This window comes from Paenibacillus sp. NPDC057886 (assembly GCF_042796655.1).
Lineage (GTDB): Bacteria > Bacillota > Bacilli > Paenibacillales > Paenibacillaceae > Paenibacillus.
In genome coordinates this window covers 156,244-176,622 of record NZ_JBHVMZ010000002.1, presented here as the reverse complement: position 1 = coordinate 176,622, position 20,379 = coordinate 156,244, and the positions used below count along the sequence as shown (strand labels likewise).

The window sequence follows — 20,379 nt, the reverse complement described above, 5'->3', positions numbered from 1 at the left end:
CCGAGCTTCTAATTATCAAATTCGCGTAAGGAGGCGAAGGAGGATGCAGACCACCACCGGGAAAATCATCAATCAGCTACGTCTGGATGATCGAATTGAACAGTTGTCCCGTATTGGGCGAATTGGGGAGACGGGTGTCTGCCGACTGGCCCTTACTCCGGAAGACATGGAGGGCATTATTCAGGTTCGTCTCTGGATGGAAGAGGCCGGACTTGTGACTCGCCTTGATCCGTTTGGCAATCTGATTGGTCGCCTTGAAGGTACCGATTCGTCCCTGCCGATCCTCATGATTGGTTCACATATCGATTCCCAGCCTTATGGGGGTCGGTATGATGGGGCTATCGGCGTCCTTGGTGCGCTGGAAGCTGTGCAGTGTCTGATGGAACAAGGCATTCGCCCGCAGATGCCGATTGAGGTCATTGCCTTTTGTGATGAAGAGGGCTCCCGTTTTAACAAAGGATTATTTGGCTCACGCGGCATAACCGGACAGCTGGAAGAGGGAGAACTGGAGCGGCAGGATAAAAATGGGGTGACCCGACGTGAGGCACTGGAGGCCTTTGGCTGTGCGCCGGAACAATTTGCCGAAGCGATCTATCCGGAGGGTTCGATTGGCAGTTATCTGGAGCTTCATATTGAGCAAGGACCTGTACTTGAATCGCTGGATGCTCCGGTAGGTCTGGTGACAGGCATTTCGGGCCCCCTGTGGCTCACGGTGACGATGAAAGGCATGGCAGGCCATGCTGGCTCTGTACCGATGGGGATGCGTCATGATGCGCTGGTGGGCAGCGCCAAGGTGATTGCAGCTTTTGACGATATGGTCAGGGAAGATCCGGATGCTCCGACCGTAGGGACCGTGGGAAGCCTCGGTGTCTTCCCCGACTCACGCAACATTATTCCGGAGCAAGTCAGCTTTACGGTCGATTTACGAGATATGGAGATGGAGCGCAGAAATCGGCTCGAAGGAAGATTAATGAGCCTCTTGGATGACGTTAGCTCGGAATACGGCCTGACCTACTCCTGGACCGAAGATACCAACAGCGAGCCGCGATATTGTACAGAAAGGATCAAGAATGCCATTCGCTCGTCTGCCGAAGAGATTGGCCTGCCTTTGCCGGAGCTGATGAGTGGTCCGTTCCATGATGCGCTGGCCCTTTCTTACGTGTGTGACTATGGCATGATCTTTGTTCGCAGCAAGGATGGGATCAGCCATCATCCGAGTGAGTATTCTTCGCCCGAGGATATTGCTCTCGGTACAGAAGTGTTGTACCGCACGATCAGGCAGATGTGCAGCACGAGCGCGGAAGCTATAAATCATGGGAAGGACATATAACAAATCATTTTCCATAGGAGGCGTGGTGACATTATGGGTAAAATCAGTATCGGAATGATCCAGGCTTCACACGAGGTTGAAGGCTCGGCACCAGTTGAAGTGCACAAGGAGGCCGCCATTCAGAAACACATTGCGCTGGTGCGTGAAGCAGCTGCTCGGGGAGCACAAATTATTGGATTGCAGGAAGTGTTCTACGGACCGTACTTCTGCACGGAACAGAGCTCCAAGTGGTATGCATCTGCCGAGCAGGTGCCGGAAGGACCAACGACCAGGCGTTTTCAGGAGCTGGCAAAGGAGCTTGGCGTGGTGATCATTTTGCCTGTATACGAGGTAGAAGGAATCGCTTCGTATTACAATACGGCTGCGGTTATTGATGCAGATGGCTCCTACTTGGGGAAATACCGCAAACATCATATTCCGCATGTGGAAGCGGGCGAAGGCACGAATGGGTTCTGGGAAAAATATTATTTCAGACCCGGTAACCTGGGGTACCCGGTATTTGATACAGCCTACGCCAGAGTGGGTGTGTACATCTGTTATGATCGTCATTTTCCGGAAGGAGCACGGCTGCTTGGGCTGGCTGGTGCGGAGATTGTATTCAACCCTTCCGCAACGGTAGCCGGAACATCGGAATATCTGTGGAAGCTGGAGCAGCCTGCCCATGCGGTGGCTAACGGCTATTATGTGGCAGCGATTAACCGCGTGGGGATGGAATCGCCATGGAATATGGGTGAGTTTTACGGTCAATCGTATCTGGTGGACCCGCGAGGCCGGATGGTTGCCATGGGCAGCAGGGACCAGGATGAGGTCATCATTGGCGAGATGGATACGGAGTTGATTCGGGAAGTGCGCAATGTATGGCAGTTTTACCGGGATCGTCGGCCCGAAACCTACGAACATCTGGTTAACCTGTAACCGAGGCCAGGGGCTCCGGTGCTCAAAAAGCTGGAATGGAATTGGAGGTAACGGCATTTAACTGGGATTGAGCTGAGCTGTCCCCGTTTCCTGATGCACGTCAGTCGTTCAGCTTTATCCGTCGGCGAAGAATGAACAGTGATCAACCTTTTGGAGGTGCATGATATTGATAAACAGCGCAGGAGCAACGTTGTCCGATTACGGATGGGAGAGCCGTTTTGCCGAAATGAAGCCTGCAATGACGGGCAAGGAAGCGATGGAGGAATCGAACCGCTGTCTGTACTGTTACGATGCACCCTGTATCAAGGCGTGTCCAACGGATATTAATATTCCTTCGTTTATCAAAAAAATCTCAACGGGCCACCTTAAAGGCTCGGCCCGGACCATTATGGAGGCTAATCCGGTAGGTGCAAGTTGCGCACGGGTCTGTCCGACAGAGGAACTGTGTGAAGGCGCTTGTGTACTGAATGAATCATCCAAACCGATTCAAATCGGTAACTTGCAGCGGTACGCCACCGACTGGGCACGGACGAAGAACGAGCCATTGTTCCAGGCAGCGCCTGCCAACGGAAGAAGCGTTGCGGTGGTGGGCGCTGGGCCGGCAGGGCTGTCTGCGGCCAGAGAACTGGGTCGAGCAGGCTACGAGGTGACGATCTATGAAGCCAAATCCAAAGGCGGAGGGCTGGGCACGTATGGTATCGTGTCCTTTCGCCTGCCGGAATCCGTAGCTTTATGGGAAGTCGAACAGGTGGAGGCACTGGGTGTGCAGATTCGCTATGGTGTACGCATCGGGGTGGATGTATCCGCTGAAGAGTTATTGGAGCAGCACGAAGCCGTTATCCTGGCTTGCGGGATGGGGGCTGTCCCGATGCTTGGCATTGAAGGAGAGACGCTGGAAGGTGTCTATGATGCCATTGAGCTGGTGGAATCCACGAAGCAGGGTGTGCCTCCGGCGCTGAACGGTCTGAAGGTTGCGATTATTGGTGCGGGCAATACGGCGGTGGATGCAGCGACCTGTTCGGTACGCTTGGGGGCCGAGCGTGTGCAGATGCTCTATCGACGCGGGGAGAGGCAGATGACGGCTTATGCCTTTGAATATACATTTGCGAAGCAGGAAGGTGTGGAGTTCCGCTGGTTTACCATGCCGCAGCGCATTATTGGAGACGAGAACGGTCGGGTTCAGGCTATTGAATGTGTGAAAATGAAGCTGGTTACTCCACCTGGAGGCGGCCCGGCATTGCCTGTGCCGATTGAGGGATCGGAGTTCATGCTCGAATGTGATACCGTTGTTCGAGCCATTGGACAGAACCGTTTGCTGCCATTAATTGAGGCATTTGGCTTGCGTCATAACTGGGGCGTTGTTGAGGTGGAACCACAGACGTACCGTACCTCACATCCGCAGATTTATGCGGCAGGAGATGTTATCTTCGGACAGGGGCAGGGCGAAGCGATGGTGGTCTCCGCAGCACAGCAGGGCAAGCTGGCGGCTGCATCGGTGATGAAGGCGTTGCCTGGACAGGTGGAAGAGACGGCATGAGTTGTGCTAACGAACCCTATGCACCTTATTGAAGCGATTAGCGAGTATGGTGGAATCTAACGAACCACAGCCACGTTATTCCATGGAGTAACGTGGCAGACGGAAGGAAATGAGCAAAAACAGGAAAATAAGCCTTCTACGATTCGTTAAACACTCATCCTATCGCATTTCCGCAAAATAGGACGTGTACGGTTCGTTACAGTGTACGCAACAGATGGGCAACACCAATTTAACACCATTGCTCAAATCAAACGTGATGATGCAGCATTCCTCGATCGTACGTGAGATTCCAGTATAACTTGTGAAGTTAAAATAAACACCATTGTGAGTTCAAACCACACCAAGGAGGGATCGTTATGGCTGACTTATCCATTAATCTGGCAGGTATTCGATCGCCCAATCCATTCTGGCTGGCCTCTGCGCCGCCGACCAATACCGGGTACCAGGTTCAGCGCGCCTTTGAAGCAGGCTGGGGTGGTGCCGTCTGGAAGACGTTGGGCGAGCCGATCATCAATACTTCTTCGCGTTTTGCAGCCATTCATTTTGGTGGGCAGCGCGTTGCGGGTTTTAACAATATAGAATTGATATCCGACCGTCCGTTGGAGGTGAATTTGCGTGAAATTGCCGAGACCAAGAAACGCTTTCCCGATCGGGCAGTGGTTGCTTCTCTCATGGTGGAACCGAAACGCGAAAAGTGGCATGAGATTGTGAAGAAAGTCGAAGCTGTCGGGGTAGACGGGCTGGAGCTGAACTTTGGTTGTCCGCACGGCATGGCCGAGCGTGGTATGGGAGCTGCGTCTGGTCAACAACCGGACCTGGTCGAATTACAGACGATGTGGGTGAAGGAAGTGGCGACGACACCTGTCATTGTGAAGCTGACGCCTAATATTACCGATATTACGGCCACTGCGCGGGCGGCTGTACGTGGCGGGGCAGATGCAATTTCCCTGATCAACACGATCAACTCTTTGGCGGGTGTGGATCTGGATTCCTGGAATACCGTGCCGCATGTAGGTGGCAAAGGGGCGCATGGCGGGTACTGCGGTCCGGCTGTGAAGCCGATTGCACTGAACATGGTTGCCGAGTGTGCGCGCAATCCGGCAGTTGGTGTGCCCATCTCCGGCATCGGAGGCATATCTGATTGGCGGGATACCGCAGAGTTTTTACTAATGGGCGCGACGGGGGTCCAGGTATGTACCGCAGCCATGCATCACGGCTTCCGTATCGTGGAGGACATGATCGATGGATTGAACGATTATCTGGAGGAGAAAGGTTTGCGCAGTGTATCCGAATTGATTGGTCAGACGGTTCCGCGTTATTCGGATTGGGGCAATCTCGATCTGAATTACAAAGTGGTAGCCCGCATCAATCGCGACGTCTGCATCAATTGCAACAAATGCCATATCGCCTGCGAAGACACCTCGCATCAATGCATTGATATGTTGTCTGATCCCTCGGGCTCCTATCTGGAGGTCGTAGAAGAGGATTGCGTTGGATGTAACCTGTGCTCGATTGTCTGTCCGGTGGACGGCGCAATTGAGATGGTAGAGATCGCACATGAACAAGAACCGTTAACCTGGAATGACCGTCAGTCTGCGATTGCCCTGCTGCAATCGGTCAGAGATCAATCCACCAAGGAGGCGATATCATGAGTACCCGCAAATTGATTCGTAATGGAATGTTGGTCACGGCGTCGGATACGTTTGAAGCTGATATCTATATTGAAAATGGAAAGATCGTGCAGATTGGCATGGGATTTGTGCCGGATGAACGAACGGAGGTTGTGGATGCGTCCGGCTGTTATGTCATCCCTGGCGGGATTGATCCGCATACGCATCTGGATATGCCATTCGGCGGAACAGTGACGGCGGATGATTTTGCATCGGGAACCGCAGCTGCTGCCTTTGGCGGCACAACGACGGTCATTGATTTCTGTTTGACGCAAAAAGGCCGACCTTTGCTGGAATCCCTTCAGGAATGGCATGCCAAAGCCGAGGGTAAGGCCGCCATTGATTACGGGTTTCACTTGATGATTGGCGAGATGAATGATCAGGTGCTGGAGGAACTGCCGCAGATCATTGAAGAAGAGGGTGTGTCTTCCTTCAAGGTGTTCATGGCGTACAAAAACCAGTTCCAGGCCGATGACGGCATTCTCTTTCAGACGCTGCAAAAGGCCAAAGAGTACGGTGCACTCGTCATGGTACATGCCGAGAACGGCGATGTTATTGATCTGCTGGTCCGGCAGGCGCTGGCGGATGGAAGAACGGAGCCGATCCACCATGCTCTTACCCGACCATCCATGCTGGAGGGTGAGGCTACAGGGCGTGCGGCCCGATTGGCAGCACTTGCCGATTCACAGCTCTATGTGGTGCACGTCACCTGTGCCGAAGCGGTGGAGCAGATCGCGCGTATGCGAGACATGGGCTATCGAATCTGGGGCGAGACTTGTCCGCAGTACTTAACTCTGGATCAATCGAAGATGGATCAACCTGATTTTGAAGGCGCGAAGTATGTCTGGTCCCCACCGCTGCGTGAAGCCCATCATCAGGAAGTGCTGTGGAATGCACTCAAGAACGGTCAATTGCAGACGATTGGCTCGGACCATTGTTCGTTTAACTTTAAGGGACAGAAGGATTTGGGACGGGATGATTTTAGCAAAATTCCAAATGGCGGACCTGTCATTGAGGATCGGCTCAGCATTTTATATTCCGAAGGGGTAGTGAAGGGGCGGATTTCGCTTAATCAGTGGGTGGATTTATGCTCTACACGGGCAAGCAAGCTATTTGGTTTGTTTCCTCAGAAAGGGACCCTTGCTGTGGGGACAGATGCAGATATCGTTATTTTTGACCCATCTATCTCAAGAATGATCTCGGCGGATACCCATCATATGAATGTAGATTATAGCGCCTTTGAAGGCATGCAGGTTCAGGGATGTCCAGTGACAGTGCTATGCCGCGGGGAATATGTGATTCGGGATCGGCAGTTTGCCGGGATGGCAGGCGCGGGTCAGTATGTGAAGCGTGATAAATATGATGCTGGTGCACCATTACCTGTGAGACAGCCTGTGACAGCAGTGAATGGAGGGTGAAGCTAATGTCTGACCATGATGTATTTGAGGCGGAAAAGATGGCGATCGAACGAATGGTGGCGCAAGGTTATCGCATCTATGCCGTTCGGGAACATCTGGAGGGTGCTCATGTCGTGTGGGGGCACCCCGATCTTCCCGGAGAGAAACAGGAGCAATATGTGGGTACGGCGTCTGGACGGAAGTGGTTCAGTCATATCCTGATCAGGCAGCTTCAGGAGCAAAAAGGAGCGTAGAAGGTCAAGCAAGTGGTCCATGAACGTATTCATATGCATAGATGGCAAGTTCGATGGTGACGCGTTTCTCAGGGAGGGTATAATCGTCACCCAGGAGTGTCTCAATTTTGTGTAATCTGTGATATAACGTCTGTCGGACGATAAACAAAGCCGTTGCCGTCTCCTGCTTGGAGCAGCATAGAATAAAATATTGTTTAAGCGTACGTAACAACTGGCCGCCTTTTTCGGCATCATAACGAATGACCGGCCCGAGATATTCCTCAATGAAATCATCCAGACTGCCGCTCTGCTTCATGCTGGAAATTATGCGGTAACAGTGAAGATTGCTATAAAAGGGCTGCAGCATCACACCGATGTCCTTCTGAATGCGCAGGGTATCCTTGGCTGCCTCAAGGCTGTCTTTCAGACGTGATAGATCAGCGCAGCTGTGACCGATGCCGAACAGACCCGAGAAGAGGCGATGGGTCTGTTCCTGTTCATGCTGCTGCAACTGTTCAATGCAGCGCCATAGACTGCTTTTCCGCTGAGATCCAGGTAGAGGGTCAAGAATAATCAGAATGATCTGGTGGTTTAGAACCGTGCTATACAGGGCAAAGCCCTCGCGGGAAAAAACGGACCGGGCAACGATATTGCGTTGAATTAACAGCTTCTGTAGCTTGAGACTGTCTGTGTAGTTGGGATTGCTATCAAACAAAATGACGGTGCCTTTTCCGGTAGCAAGCTGGGCGTTGGCAGCAGATACATATTCATGAATTTCTTTGGTAGAATGATGTCCGTTAAGCCAGTCAATGATCCACATATCTTCCTTGTAGCGTCGTTTTTCCTCCATGTATTTGGTACGCATCCAGTCCTGGGCAATGGCGGCTGCACAACGTTCCATTGCCTGGATGATGAACTCATCAGAGGGTCTGTTAGGGGATTCCGGTTCGTGATCCGGCAGCTTGTCGAGCATCAGCACCAGATCGGCAAATGCGTAATCAAGCGCCTGAACAGGCAGGGTGAGTGCATCCAGTGAATGCGCCGAATGTTTCGTGCGTATCAAATGATTCCCATCGTCCGAATAACCACGATGTATTAACCATTCCTGCCGACGAGTCTCCAATTGGGCTGGAGGGCAGTAGGGAACGGCACTTGCTTCACCGTCCAGTGGATATAACGCTACAGGGTAACCGGTTGTTCGAGACAGTAGTCGGAGCAATGGTTGTACACCGTCTCCATTCAAGAGAAGTTGGTTGAACGAGGTGGTAAGGCTGTCGAGCTCGGCAAGCATACGCTGGTGGCTGCGAATCAGGGCGAAATGCAGGTCCTGTGTTATATCGATATAACGTACTTGTTCGTGGAACCAGATCAAAGGGAAATCCTCTTTTGCTGCAAGTTCCTTCATGGGTCCAAGCTGTGACTTGGTGTGAGCCCCGAGTTCGATACAGAGTCCCGCAGCTCCGCGGGCAATTAACTGGCGCAGGAAAGACAGCCCCTGCTTCTCATCATCCTGCCAGCCAATGCCGGTCGTCAGCACCAGTTCCCCGCCATTTAGCAAATTGCCTACTTCGGTAACCTCCATGATGTGCACCCAACGCACATATCGCTCCAAGGCCCGTTCACTGGCGAGTACCTCAGCCTTGCGGAACACCGGACGTTTCAGCATGTCTCTCATCTGAATATGTAGCGTCGTTTCCCCCACACAACCCCCGTCCTTCCCACAAATACATGCAGTTGTACATACCCGCTTTGTCAGTCGGGCTTCTGAAGAGCGTTTGTTATGATGTGACGTATCGAAAGCATCACCTGACTGGAAGCCGTGAACTTACATAATTAAGCCATATTATAAGTCTGATCACAGCAGATGGGCTGAAATCTCACGTTAATTTGTTTTATTTCACAAAAAAATCTATTCCTTTTATGAAATAAAACAAATGTGTTTATCCCTATGTAGACCTATCTAACATGTAAATATTGCTGTGACCATGCTAAGAGTTCATATCTAAATGTAAAACACCCCTTAGCCGGATATCAGAATGTACAAACCATTCTAATGTGGACTAAGGGGTGTTCTAAGTTAGTAGCTCATCTTAATTCTGAATGATGATCTAATTCAATCAACAGAAGGGGTCGATTAATCTTCAATTCTTTTCTTTTTGAACTTCATCAGGAATTCATACACGATTGGCACGATAACCAGAGTCAGCAGCGTGGAACTGATCAGACCACCGATTACGGTAATTCCGAGACCTTTCGAGATGATCCCTGCGCTTTCTTCAAGTCCTGTAACCAGTGGCAGCAAGGCACCAATGGTAGCTAGAGCTGTCATCAGAATTGGACGCAGACGCGTTACTCCGGCTTCCAGTAAGGCTTCACGAGTAGGCATTCCCTCTTTTTCCTTGTGAATAACACGGTCGATCAGGACGATGGCATTGGTGACCACGATCCCGATAAGCATCAATCCACCCATCATGGCAGATACGTCAAGCGTACCACCAGCCACGAACAGGCCGACCATGATACCAATGATGGTAAACGGCAGAGAGAACAGGATGGCAAATGGCGCCAGTCCACCGCCGAACGTAACGACAAGCACAAAGTACACAATTGCAATGGCTGCTACCATCGCAAGACCAAGTTGGGTAAACGTGTCATTGATTTGTTCAGTTGTACCGCCAAACTTCACTTCAACACCATCAGGCAGATCCAGCTTATCGATGTTCGCCTGCAAGTTGGATGAAGCTTTTTGCACATCGGAAGCCAAAATGTTGGCTGACACCTGAACAACGACTTTGCCATCAATACGCATGATGGAGTTCGGCGAGGTGCCTTCTTCCACTTTCGCGACATCTTTGATTGGTACTTCGATGCCGAGCGGCGAAGTAACTTTTTCGTTTTCAATATCAGCAATGCTGTTGAATGTCTTTTTGTCTGTCTCTACATATACTTTATACGTTTTGTTGTCGATATCCACTTCCGTGAGCACAGGACGTTCACGTGCAGGGCTAAGCACCATGGCCAGTTGGCCTGCAGTCAGACCCAGCGAGCTCAGTTTCTCCTGATCCGCGACGAGCGTGTATTGCCCGTAGGTATCGGAGAGTGTGGTGTCCGCTTTTTCAAAGGATTCGGTATCTGCTTCAACCAATTTCAGGATTTCATCCGAGACAGGTTTGATCTGATCTACATTGTCACCATAGATGGAAAGGCTCAAGCTGCTGCCTCCCAGACCCCCGGACATGTCAAGCTCACTCCAGGTTCCTACAGTAACTTCTTTCTTCAGACCTTCCACAAGCTGTTCTTTCACTTTTGTAAAGTCTTTCGTATCTTCGTTATATTCGATATAGAAGAGAGCAGAGTTGGAGCTGCCTCCACCCATGCTGCTCAGCGGATTGCTGCCGCCGATGGAATACTGCATTTTCTCTAGACCTGGCTGCGTCAGCAACCATTTCTCGGCTACGAGTGCTTCTTTTTCTACATCTTCACGCAAAGCTCCAGTTTCCGGGCTGTACGTAATCGTCACATATTTATCCTGTTGTTCCGGCAAGAAACTTGCACCGATGAACGGATACAGGAACAAACTGCCGACGAGCAGCAATACAGCAGCGCCAACGGTGATGAGTTTGTGTGACAATGTCCAGTTCAGAAGGCGTTTGTAACCTTCCGCCATCTTGCCTGGTTTTTCCTCATGATTCTTCTTGTTCTTCAGACCTTTGCGGAACAGCGTGTGTGCCAGCATCGGTACAATCGTAACAGCCACAATCAGGGATGCCAGCAAAGCGAAGACCATCGTCAGGGCAAATGGCATAAATAGCTCACCGACCATACCACTCACGAGTGCCAGCGGCAGGAATACCGCAATGGTTACGATGGTGGAAGAAAGGATCGGAATGAACATTTCCCGGGTGGCTTCCCGAATCAAATCACGGCCTTTAAGTTTTTCTCCCTTGAGTGTCAGTCTGCGATAGATATTCTCGATAACAACGATGGAGTCATCGACAACCCGTCCAATCGCGACCGTCATAGCACCCAGGGTCATCATGTTCAGCGTAATGTCCATCATATTCAGTGCAGTCAATGCAATGAGCAAGGAGAGCGGGATGGAGATAATGGAAATAATGGTGGAACGAATATCACGCAGGAACAACAGAATGATCAAAATGGCGAACAAAGCACCAAACATCGCTTTGAACAACATCGTGTTTACGGAGTCCTGGATAGGTTTACCTTGGTCGAGCAAAACAGTTAACTCGGCGTTTTTGAACTGCGTCTGCAACTCTTCCGCTTTGTCTTTGACCGCCTTAACGACATCAACTGTATTGGCATCATTGGACTTAACGATGGAAATCCCGATGGATTCCTTGCCGTCTGTCCGGGAGATGGATTCCGCCTGACCAATGACATCAATCTTGGCGATTTCGCTTAATTTAACGGTTGGGATTCCAGGTGCGTTAGCGGCACCTGAAGTGCTGCCCACACTGGCATTTCCGCCAGCGGCTTGTCCTGCAGCCTGGTCAGAACCTTGTGCAGAGCCTGGTGCTGTACCTTGAGCCGCTCCGCCAGCTTGTGCGCCGGCGCCTTGTGGTGCTGTGGCTGAACCATTGCCTGCTCCTGCACCGCTTGGTACAACCGGAATGGCGAGATTTTTCAGATCATCCAGATCGATGATATTGCCGTCAACAACAACAGCTTTCTGTGCTTTGTCCAGTTCGAACAGTCCCAGTGGTACACGGACAGAAGAACCTTGAACGATACCGTTGACTGTATCTTCAGTCAACCCTAGTTCACTCATTTTTTTCTGGTCAAACTTCAGTTGAACTTCCTTAACGAATTGGCCGGAAACTTGGACTTGAGCTACACCGTCAATATCTTCGAGTGCAGGCTGGATATCCGTTTCAACCAGTCGAGTCAATTGTTCCAGATCGCCGCCATCCTTGTCAGACAAGCTGAGCGAGACAACCGGGAAGGAGTTGATGCTGAACTTCGAAATGGTTGGTTTCTGTACACCGTCCGGCAACTGCACCTCATTCAGTGCTTCGCGTACCGCTGCGGTAGCGTTATCCAGATCGGTACCATAATCAAATTCGAGGGTGATGGAGGAGGCATTCTCCATGGAAGTGGAAGTGAGTGTCTTAATTCCCTCTACATTTCTTAAGGTCTGTTCCAATGGTTTGGTGACATCCTCCACAATACCCTCTGGAGCTGCCCCTGGGTCAATGGCCGTAACACTTAGAAATGGCACATTGATGTTTGGAATGGTCTCCTGTTTCATCGTCAGTCCGCTGTACAAACCGGCGAAGGAAACGATGATGGTCAGAATCCAGATCGCAAACTTGTTGTTCAGTGAAAAATTAATAATCCCTTTCATACGATGGTTTCTTCTCCTCTCTGTTTTTCCCTGTATTTCTTTATTGTTGTGACGAGTCAGCCTGGATGAACCGGCTATACATGGCATCCATAATGTGCTGAAGCTCGGAGTGCAATGGCTGGATGTCAGGAATGTGATCCAGATTACGCATCATGCCCAGAATAATGGCACGTCGCGGTGTGAATTCCATCATTTCCTGTCTCAGAATGGCGATGGTCTCCAGTGCGTCATTGCGCAATTGTCCTGGAGGCATATCAGAAGTGATGATATCCTTCATCTGTTTGATGATGTGAATGGGATGACGCAATACTGTAGAATCTGTATCTGAATCGCTGCTCCATGCGGGCCAATGTTCCAAAGGAACCAAAGGAGCAGGCCGTTGATCTAACAATCCGCGAGCTGCATAATCGATTGTTTGCAGCATGTTGCTTGCCATCTTGGATACGGTAAGAGAAGGCATTTCCGTAAACCAGATTTTGACGTAGGAGAGGAACAGACCATGTGTAAGCAAAATAAGGTCTATGGTATAGGATTCAATCTCCGGTCCGTACAGATCCTCCAGTTTGTCCTTAAACCAGTGCAGGGTGCGGATCTCCAGATCCTTGTGCTGCGGGTTGCACTTTTCCTTGCGATGCTGCTCTTCATCCATCATCATACTGCGCATTTGCACGCGCAAAAATTCCTTCAGCTCGGATACATGGACAAGCAGTGTTTCAATCTGCTTGTGCAGACGTTCTCTTGAAGTGAGCCCAGCTTCATGTTCGATCTGGGACATTTCGTCCATGAGCGTAAATATGCAGTACTCCATCGTACTGGCCTCTAATTCCTCTTTGGATTTGAACATGAGGTAGAGGCTGCCTTTCGACATCCCGCATATTTCTGCAATCTCCTGCATGGAGGTTGCAGCACTTCCTTTGGCTGAGAACAGTTTGAGTGCTGTGGTAATAATGAGCTTTTTCTTCTCATTCATTTCATGGATAGGGTTCATTAACGATACGTCCACCTCACCTGCGGAACTTATGAGTTCTTGAATTGACTTTAGGGTCAAACCAAGTATAAACGATAAATACTACGGAATTCAAATGGGAGGAAAATGGTAAAAGAAGATAGTGTATTATAAGGGGGTGGAGTATTTTTCCTACGTCATGCAGATGCCATAAAGGCTGGCTAATGAGTGACAATATGTTCATTACAATATGTACGATAATCATGAGTATTCAAATTAGGGCGAGCAGCCGAGCATGATGAGTTCAAAATGATCTAGTTTCAGGCTCCGCCCTTAAAGACATAAATAGCTAGAAGAATAATGGCTACAAGAGCAATCAAATAAAAGGCTCCCACAGCGAACAGAAAGATATATCCGGTAAAAGAACCCATACGCGCGAACAATTTCTTCATCATCACGACATCCTTTCTTACGTAACAGAGTGTGGGGAGGTTTCCTATTTACATCATATCCCAAAAAAAGACGACTTCCTGACCGGAAGTCGTCTTTTTTAATATAGAATATATATCATGGAGGTAATTTACGTAATCAGTTTCAGTCCGATCGCCGCCACCAAAATCATGGCAATAAACAGCAGGCGCTTGGCTTCTTTCCGCTCACCGAACAGGAACATACCTGTTAACGTACTGCCCACCGTACCGATTCCAGTCCACACGGCATACGCTGTGCCCATGGGAATAGAAGTCATCGCATAGGATAGCAGGGAGAAGCTGAATACGAACGATACAAGCATGAGCACGATATAAGGCCAGCCCTTCCGGGAAGAAGCACCATTAATGCCGATGACACCAAAAATTTCACATATGCCTGCACCCACAATTGCCATCCAAGCCATTATGCTTCACCTCCTTTTGCCGATTGTTGATCCGTGACCAGTTTCAGTCCCACCACACCGCATAGCAACAGGCCGATTAGCAAAACCTTGGCAAGCGAGAATGCTTCACCAAATAGTAGCATTTCGGTCAGTACCGTACCTGCGGTACCAATTCCCGTAAATACGGCATATACCGTACCTACAGGTAATCTTTTGGAAGCAGCGATAATTAATCCAAAGCTAAGGATGATGGCCAGGGCTGTCAAAGCCCATTCCCAAACATTGGAGGCGTGTTTCAGCCCACTTACCCATACAATCTCAATAAGTCCTCCGACAAATACATATAACCAGTTGCGGTTCATGATGATGAATCTCCTTTCGGCACAACGGGATGTGCCTCTTGTTTCAGATGATGAATGCCATGCCAGTAGACAGGCCAGGAAGCTTCAATCCGTCTCCTGTATCGACGTGAACTTCCATAAATAATCTCAACCGTGATGCCATCGAGAAAAGTCATAAAAGCAATCGCAGCTTGTTCAGCCGGAACAGCCTGCAGTTCCCCCTTGCGCGTCGCCCTTTGCAGCAGCCGTGTCAGTGACCGCTCCATACCGTCCAGAAACGGATAAACTAAATCCATCACTTCGCTATATAGCGAAAGCGGTGGAAAATAGCACATACGCAGCATAAAGCGAGCAGAGGCGTTACTGTTATACTCCTGCTCAAACCATATCAGCAAACCCTTCAACCTTTGTTCCAGTGGAAGATGGGCGTGATCACGGAAGTATTCCAGCGTTCGACGCTGAACATCCTTGAACGCATGCGCAAGGGTTTGCAAAAACAGGTCATCCTTGCCGCTAAAATGTGCATATATGGACGGTTTTTTAATCCCGACTTCGTCAGCGATAGCTCTTAAGGAAGCTCCTTCATATCCATCTCTTGCAAAATGGAACAGGGCTGCATCCCGAATCGAATGTGCAGTCATTAATACCACCTTCCTAACGGTCGTTAGGTAACCTATATTTTCACATTTTACATTCGCTGTCAAGGCACAAAAAACGCCTGCACGATAGTGTACAGGCGGGTTTGTGTTTGGAATTTCATTTTCACTTAGAAGGTCGTTAAACCCAAAATCAGCTGCAGCTTATATACGATTTCTTTCAAAAATGTGGTCTTCTCCTGAAATTCATCCAGGTTCAGGGTGAATTCGGCATCTTCATTATTCCATATACGGTCAAAATAATTCGCCACATCCTGAGTAAATGAATTGTCTGGTGGGGCCGCAACCCAGAGGTCATTTTCCAAATTATAATCATTCATGTTTCTGGGGGTGAAATTGGTTGATCCTCCAAGGACGATATGATCCCCGGCGGCTTTGGCAATGTACATCATCTTGGTGTGATATTGCTCCTTGGTTGTGTTATACCAGCGAATTTGGATTTTACTATCCGATTTATCATGTAACTCAGTAGCTACAGGTCGATTGGGAATGCCGGTTTTCTCCTGACCAAAAGCATTTTCGTTCGGGTCGAGTACAAGCCGTATTTCGGTACCCCGTTTCGATGCTTCGAGCAGGGCGTCCAATACTTTGGGTGAAGCGATGTAGAACATGCCCATCCATATGGTATCACCTTTTGCCGATTGATTAATCTCATGGAGCACCGCGTCATTTACTTTGCCCTCGGTCAGGTAGCGAATTCGCATATTCCCCTTATTCGGATCTGTGGAAGGAGCCGTGTAGGAAGGGAGCCTTCCCCCGCCTGAGAAATTCAGCACAGCCTGTTCCGACTCAAGGATATCTCCGATAATCGGTCCGGTTATTTCAAAAGCAATGTTCGAATGATAGGCACTGGCGTCATGAATATTGCCTGAGGAGACAATAGCCGTTTTCTCGCTGACCACCACTTTGCGATGATTGGCCTTCGCATTAAGCAACTTGAGGTATGAACGCACGGTGACATCCGGTCCGTCGGTTGCCATCAGGTTCGGAATCCATCCATTCCCGGATTGTCCAAACCACTGGAAGAAGGTACGCCATACAGCGGAGTAGACAGGGGTGGAGTCGCGTAAAGGGCCCACATCTGTGATGACCACGTGAATTCCGGCTTGTTTCAACTGCTCCAGTAACGGGTTGGGTGCAGAGTTGTAGTTGGTGTTCACTTCATCCGTAATGAACCACATGTCCATATTCGGCTTCTGAAGCTTTTTGGCAATCAGTGCTTCCGTAAACTCTGTGCTGATGGGTGGGAATTGCTGACCTTTGTGCTGGTAGTTATTGAACAAAAACATATCAACGACGACAAACTGCTCCGCATCCTCGATAACCTGAAGCATGTGCTGGAAGATCTGCTGTGCATGCTTCATCTGTCCGTCAGCGGAGGGGTAGGTCAGATCATTCAGAAACTGCACCTGATCCACTCGGTATTCAGGACTTTCATAGGCAATGCCGGGTGGTAACGGCTTATAGGTCTGGTAGAGCATGACGGCGATGAGCCATAACACCAGTAATCCTAGACCTGTTCGTATGTATGGAAATTTGCCGCGTGAAGACTTGCGGTCTGATGTCTGGCGGCGATAAGAAAACAACAGTAACTCCCCTTTCTGTGCGTGCTGACTTCTATTACCACCCGGATGACAACATTGACGCAGAGTGACTGACGGATTATTTAATGGAGTCGGGCAAAGCAAAACCAATTCAATCGATTCAATCGACTCAATCGACATGGATATGACCGTTGTGTATAATGAGTGTATTATTTTTGTGGAATGTTCGGATTTTTCATATACCTGACAAGGACGGGATAAGGGTTTGTTTAACCTGCGAAAGTCTGGCTATTTCAGGAAAGAAAGTGGGTAATAAGGTATATTCCATCAAACAAGTCGCTGCCATGCTGGGTATTCCGACGGTAACGCTCCGGGCTTGGGAGAATCGGTACAGCGCGGTCACCCCTGAGCGGACGGAATCGGGTTATCGCTTGTACACAGAAGAGAATGTTGCAGATCTGCGCTGGTTAAAAGAGCAGGTAGCAGCACCAGACAAATATTTCGGAAGCGGTACGCATGCTCAAGAGCATTTTATGACTCAATTGATCTCACAGCGCTTTTATCAGTTTTTCCATCTGTTCCCGATCTATCCGCATCTGCCCAAAGTTCTGGCCTTGTGCCCTGAAGGGGAGCATCATCAGGTGGGATTATTGTTGTTCTCCCTGTTTATGCGTAAAAATGGTGCTGAAGTGCTCTATCTCGGAGCCGACACACCCGAAGAAGGAATATACCCAATTATCCGGGAGCAGAACATCCGGTTGGTTTGTCTTTCGGTTACCAGTTCAGAACTGCTTGAACGGTGTGATCAACTCATAGGGCGAATTTTGGACGAGTTCCCTGATATGCGCTTTGTACTTGGGGACAAGGGGTATGAGCGTGCAGAGAGTGCACGTTATCCGCAGTGGATTATGCCCAAAAATTCAGCGAATTGGCAATCGTGGATGGAACGTGAGTATTTTGTTGAACAATCGCCTGGGCGAAGATAACTGATTCGTGTCTTTTTGAAAATGTATTTTAAATAGAATGTATAGGTTTGGGTATACAGGACATCCTTTGACGCAAGAGTGCGGAGGGTGTTTTTTTGTATTCTAAAATATCTTATCAGGGAATTTGACCAGCGGGAGGCCATTCATGAAGCGGGCAGCTATTGTAGGTGCAGGTATTGGTGGGTTAACTTCAGCGTTGCTGCTGAATCGCCAGGGATGGGACTGAATTATTAAAAATGGTGTATGTGAAGGTATAGAAACCGCTGCAGGGGCAGAAAGTGTGGATGCAGTTATCTACAATGGCGATTTCCCCCACCTGTCGGGTTTGCTTGGTCAAACGCTTGAAGGTTCACGCAAACGAAAGCCATATCGTCCCTCATCGGGATGTGTGTTGATCTATGCAGGCGTAGACAAAACTTGGGATGATGCAACGACGCATCAGTTTTTCCTGCCTCCAAGTTTTGTTGGACTCATGGAATTGGGATGAACAGATGGATCAATACGGTGAGTTGGCGTTGGAAAAGCTGGCCGAGCGGGGCGTTACGGGATTGAAGCAGTCAGATGTGTTGATCCGGTACACTCCACAGCATATAGAACGGGATACACTCGCCCATCAAGGGTCGATCTACGGCATCTCCTCCAACCATGCGTCCCGGTAACAAAAGCAAGGATATACAAGGACTGTGGTACGTGGGCGGAACGACGCATCCGGGCGGCGGGACACCCATTGTGACGTTATCCGGGCAGCTTGCATCGGAAATTGTTCTCTAAGTTATAGAAGCAATTCGTATAACAGAATGACTGATCCAACCTCCAAATATTCTGAATAGCAATATAAGTTGAACCTCGAAATTCAACATATGATTGGGTTTCGGGGCACCCTTTCCATAGCTGGGCCGGAACGTTATACTGGTAGAGTTGACGCGTTGTATGTGAATATCGTTTATAATATAGATCCAAATCATACCGTTTGTACGATACATAATCAGAATTAATATTTCCGAGAATCTCTCTGCTGCATTGGGCAAAATCCTGAACGGAACATAGCCGAAACTGGCAATTATCCTGTCCATCAGCACTATTCTCACATAAGGAGGTCTCATCATGAATGAACAAGAGCGAGCCGGCAAACGGCTGCTTCCCGAGGTGGCTACGGGGGAACGGAAGCTGGAGCATGTGCGCCTCTGTCTTGAAGAGAATGTGGCAGGAGAAGGGGTAACCAGCGGAATGGAGCGGTATGCTTTTCGTCATAACCCGTTACCTGAACTGAATTTTGACGATGTAATTCTGGACACTTTTTTCATGGGCAAAAATGTGCGGACACCCCTGCTCATCAGTTCGATGACAGGCGGAAGCAAAACAACGGGCGCCATCAATGAACGGCTTGCCCGTGTGGCGAACGCCAGAGGCTGGGCGCTCGGTGTGGGCTCCATCCGGGCTGCCGTGGAACAGCCGGAACTGGCAGCGACCTTCGATGTGCGTCGCTGGGCACCGGACATTCCGGTCATCGCGAACCTCGGTGCGGTGCAGCTGAATTACGGCTTCAACACTGCTGATTTCCAGCGGGCGGTTGAGATTGCTGGCGCAGATATGCTGGTGCTGCATTTGAACAGTTTGCAGGAGATTTTCCAGCCTGAAGGCAATACGGATTTTAGCGGATTACTTCATCGGATCCAAGATTTGTGTCGTCAGTTGGATGTGCCTGTTGGCGTGAAAGAAGTGGGCTTTGGCATCGATGGAGTAACGGCACAGCGATTGTACGAAGCAGGTGTGGCTTTTATCGATGTAGCCGGAGCAGGTGGCACCAGCTGGGTGCAAGTAGAGAAGTTTCGGAATTCAAATCCGGTACGTCGTGCGGCAGCAGAAGCTTTTGCCGACTGGGGCATTCCGACAGCGGAGTGTATTCAGGAAGTGAGAGCGCTGAACCCGGAAGGTGTTCTGATTGGCAGCGGTGGATTGTACACAGGCGTGGATGCGGCCAAAGCCCTTGCGCTTGGTGCGGATCTCGCTGGCTTCGGCCGATCATTACTTGAATCCGCTGTAGCTTCGGAAGAAGCATTGGATCAGCGGTTGGAACAGGTTGAATTCGAGCTGCGTACCGTGATGTTTGGCATTGGCGCAGGTCGGATTGAGGATTTGAAGCAGACGACACGTCTGGTAGAACGGCGTTAGGCCGGGGGTTTAACCCCTGAACCTATTCTAGAGTTAAATTCTAACTTGAGAATATGACGAGGTTGATATGCCTTCAAATAAATATAGTATAAAGCTATAACCTATCACTTGTGTTTAGCATGTCGGCGATAATAACCGATATGCTTTTTTTTATATCGTTAAATAAGATGAAGATTTAATTCAGAGTAAAATTTTTTATTGTTTGTTAATACATTACACATTATGATTAATGAGTCCTAAGGAGTGTTTTGGAATAGATTATTAGGTTTAAAGACTCAGTTTATTATGAGGAGAGGATGAGTTATTTGGAGATTATAGATTAGAAATATAGATTAGAAATGTGGAACTAAAAGTAGCTAATATTCATGAGAAATTATCTAAATTGGAAGAGTAGACGATCTACATAAAACAGT

18 protein-coding genes are annotated in these 20,379 nt (G+C 49.3%); 10 read left to right on the top strand and 8 right to left on the bottom strand.

Annotated elements, in window-relative coordinates; all coding sequences use genetic code 11:
- Positions 1 to 43: 43 nt before the first annotated feature.
- The 6 genes from ACFVQB_RS07975 to ACFVQB_RS07950 all read left to right on the top strand — a co-directional run bounded on the left by ACFVQB_RS07975 (position 44) and on the right by ACFVQB_RS07950 (position 7,103).
- A complete protein-coding gene (locus tag ACFVQB_RS07975) occupies positions 44 to 1,330 on the top strand; it encodes a M20 family metallo-hydrolase (protein ID WP_379436721.1) in 1,287 nt (428 codons plus the stop codon).
- A gap of 33 nt (positions 1,331 to 1,363) precedes the next feature.
- A complete protein-coding gene (locus ACFVQB_RS07970) occupies positions 1,364 to 2,245 on the top strand; it encodes a nitrilase-related carbon-nitrogen hydrolase (RefSeq protein ID WP_379436718.1) in 882 nt (293 codons plus the stop codon).
- Between the two features lie 160 nt (positions 2,246 to 2,405).
- Positions 2,406 to 3,782, top strand: coding sequence for an NAD(P)-dependent oxidoreductase (locus tag ACFVQB_RS07965; RefSeq protein WP_379436715.1), 1,377 nt, complete (start codon positions 2,406 to 2,408; stop codon positions 3,780 to 3,782).
- 356 nt (positions 3,783 to 4,138) lie between these two features.
- Entirely contained in the window at positions 4,139 to 5,434 is a 1,296-nt protein-coding gene (gene preA / locus ACFVQB_RS07960; protein ID WP_379436712.1) for an NAD-dependent dihydropyrimidine dehydrogenase subunit PreA, read from the top strand.
- Positions 5,431 to 6,870: a dihydropyrimidinase gene (gene hydA / locus ACFVQB_RS07955; protein WP_379436709.1), complete on the top strand. Its 1,440-nt coding sequence runs from the start codon at positions 5,431 to 5,433 to the stop codon at positions 6,868 to 6,870. Before preA ends, hydA begins: the two co-directional genes overlap by 4 nt.
- A gap of 5 nt (positions 6,871 to 6,875) precedes the next feature.
- The gene (locus ACFVQB_RS07950; RefSeq protein WP_379436707.1) at positions 6,876 to 7,103 is read left to right on the top strand and encodes a hypothetical protein; all 228 of its coding nucleotides are present in this window, start codon (positions 6,876 to 6,878) and stop codon (positions 7,101 to 7,103) included.
- 4 nt (positions 7,104 to 7,107) lie between these two features.
- On the opposite strand, the gene ACFVQB_RS07945 is transcribed toward ACFVQB_RS07950, so the two are convergent.
- The 8 genes from ACFVQB_RS07945 to ACFVQB_RS07910 all read right to left on the bottom strand — a co-directional run bounded on the left by ACFVQB_RS07945 (position 7,108) and on the right by ACFVQB_RS07910 (position 16,850).
- A complete protein-coding gene (locus tag ACFVQB_RS07945) occupies positions 7,108 to 8,784 on the bottom strand; it encodes a PucR family transcriptional regulator (protein WP_379436704.1) in 1,677 nt (558 codons plus the stop codon).
- Between the two features lie 432 nt (positions 8,785 to 9,216).
- A complete protein-coding gene (locus ACFVQB_RS07940) occupies positions 9,217 to 12,447 on the bottom strand; it encodes an efflux RND transporter permease subunit (protein WP_379436701.1) in 3,231 nt (1,076 codons plus the stop codon).
- 40 nt (positions 12,448 to 12,487) lie between these two features.
- Entirely contained in the window at positions 12,488 to 13,435 is a 948-nt protein-coding gene (locus ACFVQB_RS07935; protein ID WP_379436698.1) for a TetR/AcrR family transcriptional regulator, read from the bottom strand.
- A gap of 278 nt (positions 13,436 to 13,713) precedes the next feature.
- On the bottom strand, positions 13,714 to 13,848 hold the full coding sequence (locus ACFVQB_RS07930; protein WP_379436695.1) for a hypothetical protein: 135 nt from the start codon (positions 13,846 to 13,848) through the stop codon (positions 13,714 to 13,716).
- A gap of 125 nt (positions 13,849 to 13,973) precedes the next feature.
- Entirely contained in the window at positions 13,974 to 14,288 is a 315-nt protein-coding gene (locus ACFVQB_RS07925; protein ID WP_090903482.1) for a DMT family transporter, read from the bottom strand.
- On the bottom strand, positions 14,288 to 14,629 hold the full coding sequence (locus ACFVQB_RS07920) for a DMT family transporter (protein WP_379436692.1): 342 nt from the start codon (positions 14,627 to 14,629) through the stop codon (positions 14,288 to 14,290). Before ACFVQB_RS07920 ends, ACFVQB_RS07925 begins: the two co-directional genes overlap by 1 nt.
- Complete coding sequence (locus ACFVQB_RS07915; protein WP_379436690.1) at positions 14,626 to 15,249, bottom strand: TetR/AcrR family transcriptional regulator; 624 nt, start codon at positions 15,247 to 15,249, stop codon at positions 14,626 to 14,628. The genes ACFVQB_RS07920 and ACFVQB_RS07915 overlap by 4 nt, the downstream gene beginning before the upstream one ends.
- A 125-nt stretch (positions 15,250 to 15,374) precedes the next feature.
- Positions 15,375 to 16,850 (bottom strand): phospholipase D family protein, encoded by a 1,476-nt coding sequence (locus ACFVQB_RS07910; RefSeq protein ID WP_379436688.1) that lies wholly within the window; start codon positions 16,848 to 16,850, stop codon positions 15,375 to 15,377.
- Between the two features lie 263 nt (positions 16,851 to 17,113).
- Here ACFVQB_RS07910 and ACFVQB_RS07905 point away from each other — a divergent pair, with 263 nt between their 5' ends.
- The 4 genes from ACFVQB_RS07905 (at position 17,114) to fni (ending at position 19,966) form a co-directional block, all read left to right on the top strand.
- On the top strand, positions 17,114 to 17,794 hold the full coding sequence (locus ACFVQB_RS07905; RefSeq protein WP_379436685.1) for a MerR family transcriptional regulator: 681 nt from the start codon (positions 17,114 to 17,116) through the stop codon (positions 17,792 to 17,794).
- 280 nt (positions 17,795 to 18,074) lie between these two features.
- Complete coding sequence (locus ACFVQB_RS07900; protein WP_379436680.1) at positions 18,075 to 18,281, top strand: hypothetical protein; 207 nt, start codon at positions 18,075 to 18,077, stop codon at positions 18,279 to 18,281.
- A 4-nt stretch (positions 18,282 to 18,285) separates the two neighbouring features.
- Positions 18,286 to 18,453 (top strand): hypothetical protein, encoded by a 168-nt coding sequence (locus ACFVQB_RS07895; RefSeq protein ID WP_379436678.1) that lies wholly within the window; start codon positions 18,286 to 18,288, stop codon positions 18,451 to 18,453.
- A 445-nt stretch (positions 18,454 to 18,898) separates the two neighbouring features.
- Complete coding sequence (gene fni, locus ACFVQB_RS07890) at positions 18,899 to 19,966, top strand: type 2 isopentenyl-diphosphate Delta-isomerase (protein WP_379436676.1); 1,068 nt, start codon at positions 18,899 to 18,901, stop codon at positions 19,964 to 19,966.
- Positions 19,967 to 20,379: the final 413 nt, after the last annotated feature.